This is a genomic window from uncultured Mucilaginibacter sp., assembly GCF_937859865.1.
GTDB lineage: Bacteria > Bacteroidota > Bacteroidia > Sphingobacteriales > Sphingobacteriaceae > Mucilaginibacter_A.
In genome coordinates this window covers 1-3,728 of sequence record NZ_CALMAT010000127.1, presented here as the reverse complement: position 1 = coordinate 3,728, position 3,728 = coordinate 1, and the positions used below count along the sequence as shown (strand labels likewise).

4 protein-coding genes are annotated in these 3,728 nt (G+C 38.8%); 3 read left to right on the top strand and 1 reads right to left on the bottom strand.

Annotation, left to right across the window (positions count from 1 at the left end; genetic code table 11):
- The first annotated feature begins 140 nt into the window (after positions 1 to 140).
- On the top strand, positions 141 to 650 hold the full coding sequence (locus Q0192_RS13810; RefSeq protein ID WP_299290087.1) for a phosphoribosyltransferase family protein: 510 nt from the start codon (positions 141 to 143) through the stop codon (positions 648 to 650).
- Positions 651 to 692: 42 nt separating this feature from the next.
- Here the strand turns inward: Q0192_RS13810 and Q0192_RS13805 are convergent, their stop codons facing one another.
- On the bottom strand, positions 693 to 1,829 hold the full coding sequence (locus tag Q0192_RS13805) for a hypothetical protein (RefSeq protein ID WP_299290085.1): 1,137 nt from the start codon (positions 1,827 to 1,829) through the stop codon (positions 693 to 695).
- Between the two features lie 175 nt (positions 1,830 to 2,004).
- On the opposite strand from Q0192_RS13805, the gene ssb reads away from it, so the two are divergent.
- Both ssb and Q0192_RS13795 read left to right on the top strand, forming a co-directional pair.
- Positions 2,005 to 2,343 (top strand): single-stranded DNA-binding protein, encoded by a 339-nt coding sequence (gene ssb, locus Q0192_RS13800; RefSeq protein WP_299290083.1) that lies wholly within the window; start codon positions 2,005 to 2,007, stop codon positions 2,341 to 2,343.
- Positions 2,336 to 3,442 carry a tyrosine-type recombinase/integrase gene (locus Q0192_RS13795; RefSeq protein WP_299290081.1) on the top strand — a complete coding sequence of 369 codons (1,107 nt, stop codon included), beginning with the start codon at positions 2,336 to 2,338 and terminating at the stop codon, positions 3,440 to 3,442. Before ssb ends, Q0192_RS13795 begins: the two co-directional genes overlap by 8 nt.
- The last annotated feature ends 286 nt before the right edge of the window (positions 3,443 to 3,728 follow it).

The following is a 3,728-nucleotide window of genomic DNA, read 5'->3' as shown; positions in this document are numbered from 1 at the left end:
CTTATAAAAACCCCGACAAGTTTATGTGCGTGTTTGTCATAGTTCCCGAAGGCGCCAACTTTGTGTTTTTCCCTTACACCAATTAATTTCGTTTGCAGTTTCTGTCTGTTTTATCCATGCTTCTTTTATCCACCTAAATTATGTCTGAAAAAAAAATCCTCGTTTTAAACAGCCGTCAAATCCAGCAAAAGATAGACCGGATTGCTTACCAGATTGTGGAAGACAACATCGAAGAAACCGAAATTGTATTGGCTGGTTTGCAACAACGCGGCTTTCGATTGGCCGGACGTTTAAAAACAATTTTAGAAGAAATTGCGCCTTTTAAAGTTACGCTGATTAGCATTGACTTGGATAAATTTAGTTCCAGCCTGAATGCTTCGGTAAGTGTTGAGGTGGAAGAATGCAGCAACAAAGTGGTGGTTTTGGTAGATGATGTGCTGAACACCGGCAAAGCGCTGGCTTATGCTTTTGGCATTTTCCTGGATATCCCGCTTAAAAAAATCCGCACCGTTGTTTTGGTTGACCGCAACCACAAAAGCTTCCCGATTGCCACAGATTTTAGCGGTTTGGCACTTTCAACCATTTTAAAAGAACATGTTGAAGTTGTTTTGGATGAAAACGGCCGGGAAGACGCGGTGTATTTGCGATGAACTTATTGCAGCAAAAAAGTATCGCTAAAAACAGTATCCAAATCAGGAATTGTTTTTTTTAACACCAAGCGCAACCAAATCATCGTCAATCCGCTTGTTCCAACGCTCCTGCTCGGCCGTGTTGATGCCGTGGTGCGTTTCCGCATCGTACTGGTCTTGCAAGTGGTTCATCTCCCTAAAAGATTCGTAATACTGCACATTGATCGGGCCATCGCAATTGGTAACCGGCAGCTTCATCGCCTTTACTTTTTGCTCAAAGCGTTTGCCCACAATTGCTACAATATCAAAATGGCGCTGTTCGTGGTTTAAAGTGTAGTCAGTCCGGTCTTGGTCTTTTACCCAGCAGGCACTTTTTGGCACATAAATTTTCATGCTCAATTGGATTTTGATCACGCCGTTTACAATTTCGCGCTTTTCATCAAAACCCAAACTTGGAAACACGGTAGCGGCATACTTGCTGTTTGGTGCTTTCTCCTGAAAATCGTTCCAATTTAACGGCCGGTTTGCAGCATAATAAATGGTGTCGCCTTCCGGTTTTTCGTGGTAATCTTGGATCGAAACTTTAACTGCTTTGGCCAATTTTGGATTGTCGTTTGCCTGGCTGTTCATCCAAGTATTAAAAAACTTTAACCCGGAAACAAAAGATTCGCGCAAAGCAGGTTCCACAATATTAACAGGTTGGTTGTCCGGTCGTGCATATTTGGTATCCAAACGGTAATCCGTTAAATGGATATTGCCAACGTCATTCATCAAATCAAAAGCCAAAGCAACGGCAACTTTGCCTTCAACCCTTCCTGGCGCAACGGCAGTTTCTGTAACCTTGCATTCTTTTATCCGAACCACAATTGGGCGCAGTTTTTTATCGCGCGGCAAACTTTCAAAGATGAAATCCTGTATTGCAAGTTGCGCGCCGCCTTTAAAATCTACAGCTTGCAATACAAGTTTTTGTTTTGAATTGGATATCGGATACAGCCAGGCAACGGCAGATTTATCGGTACGCTCATCTACAACTTTGGCAATAAAAAATTCTTTTGGTATAATGGTTAAAGCTTGTGGTTGCAGCACAATTGGATCCAACTTTTGAAATATTGGTTTGTACGATACCAAAAAAAGCAGGGTAAAAACAGTACCGATAAATTTTGCTGAATTGATCTTGGTTTTATAAAAAAAAGCTGGCAATGGAAGTATAATTGTTGTTGAAGTAAGAAACGGAAACGGCTTGTTTTTAGTGTATGCTGTTTTGTTTGTAAAATTCAGCTATCGGCCTGTTACATTTATATAAGCTAAGAAACCTTTTTCCTCAACATTAATAATTACATTTACGATAATAATATAACCATTGGTTAAAATAGCGATGAGAGGGCTAAACAAAGTAACTTTAATAGGCAATTTAGGCAAAGATCCAGAAAACCAGAAACTGACCGGAGATATAGCCGTATCAAAATTTTCATTGGCCACAACCGAAATATTTAAAGACAAAGACGGGCAAACAAGCGCTAAAACCGAATGGCACACCATAGTACTTTGGCGAAGCCTGGCAGAACTGGCTGCAAAGTATTTACAAAAAGGCAGTTTGGTATATATAGAAGGCAAATTAAAAACACGGCAATTTGAAGACAAAGAAGGCAAAGTACGATATACAACAGAAATTGTGGCAGAACAATTAATTATGCTCGACAAAAAAAATGATTAAAGCGCCGAAACCAGATCAGGAAAACGAGTTGGACATAAAGCCACCCTTATTTCGGTTTGAAACCTCTACCCATCGCCATAAAGAGGTGATTTTTATTTATTTTGATTCTGACAGTGAAATTAATGCGAAGGTTAAAAAACTTGCCGGCGTTAAATGGAGCCAGACTAAAAAAGCCTGGTATGTGAGCGACAACCAAACTTACCGCGAAAAATTTAGCCTTCCGCCCAAACCCATAGGCAAAGAAGTTTTAGCACACATTTTTGCAGAAAACCAGCCAGCCTTACAGCTTTTTATCGAAACACTGCAATTAAAAGCCTACAGTGAAAGTACGATTAAAACATACCGGAACGAATTTGCCCAACTGCTTTACCTGTTAAAAAATGTACAAGTAAACACGCTTGACAGTGCAAAGCTGCGCAGCTATTTTTTGTATTGCACCAACACTTTAAAACTCTCTGAAAACACGCTTCACAGCCGCATTAACGCTGTTAAGTTTTACTTTGAACAGGTACTGCACCGGGAAACACTATTTTTCGAAATTCCGCGTCCGAAAAAACCCAGTCAGCTTCCGCAAGTAATTTCAGCAAAAGACATTAAAAAACTATTTGAAGTAACCCTTAACCTAAAACACAACCTGATGCTTAAATTGTGTTACGGGATGGGTTTGCGGGTTAGTGAGATCATCAATATCAAAATAGCTGATATTGACAGTGAAAATATGCAGGTGTTTATTGAAAGGGCTAAAGGAAAGAAAGACCGTTATGCAAATTTACCGGAAAGTATTTTACAACAGTTACGCGAATATTATAAAGCTAATAAACCTAAAAAATATTTATTTGAAGGGCAATACGGCAACCAATACAGCATCAGAAGCGTACAAAAGGTTTTTAAAGATGCGATGCAAAAGGCCAGAATTAATAAAGCTGTTGGCATTCACGGTTTACGGCATAGTTTTGCAACCCATTTATTAGACAACGGTACTGATATTAAATTTATACAGGAATTGCTGGGGCACAATGATATTAAAACCACACTACGTTACATCCACGTAACCAGGCAAAGTTTGAAAAATGTAAAAAGCCCCTTAGATAAGCTTTAACAATACAAAAAGCGAAGTACACATTAAGTATTGCCGCTTTCTCGACAATACAAAAAAGCGAAGTACGTATTTAGTATTGTCAACAATAGAAATAAGTGTTATTCGGAACTTGAAAAAATGGGTAACGCTTTGATTTTAAACAAGAAACCAATAAAAAACAGAATTAATTTTTTGTTATTTATAAAATTTTATATTTGTAACTGACAGACTGGTAGGTGCGTCAATTAACTAGTTAGCGGTAATTTCAAGAACAACCGACAATGACAAACATAGACCAAAAACTTGA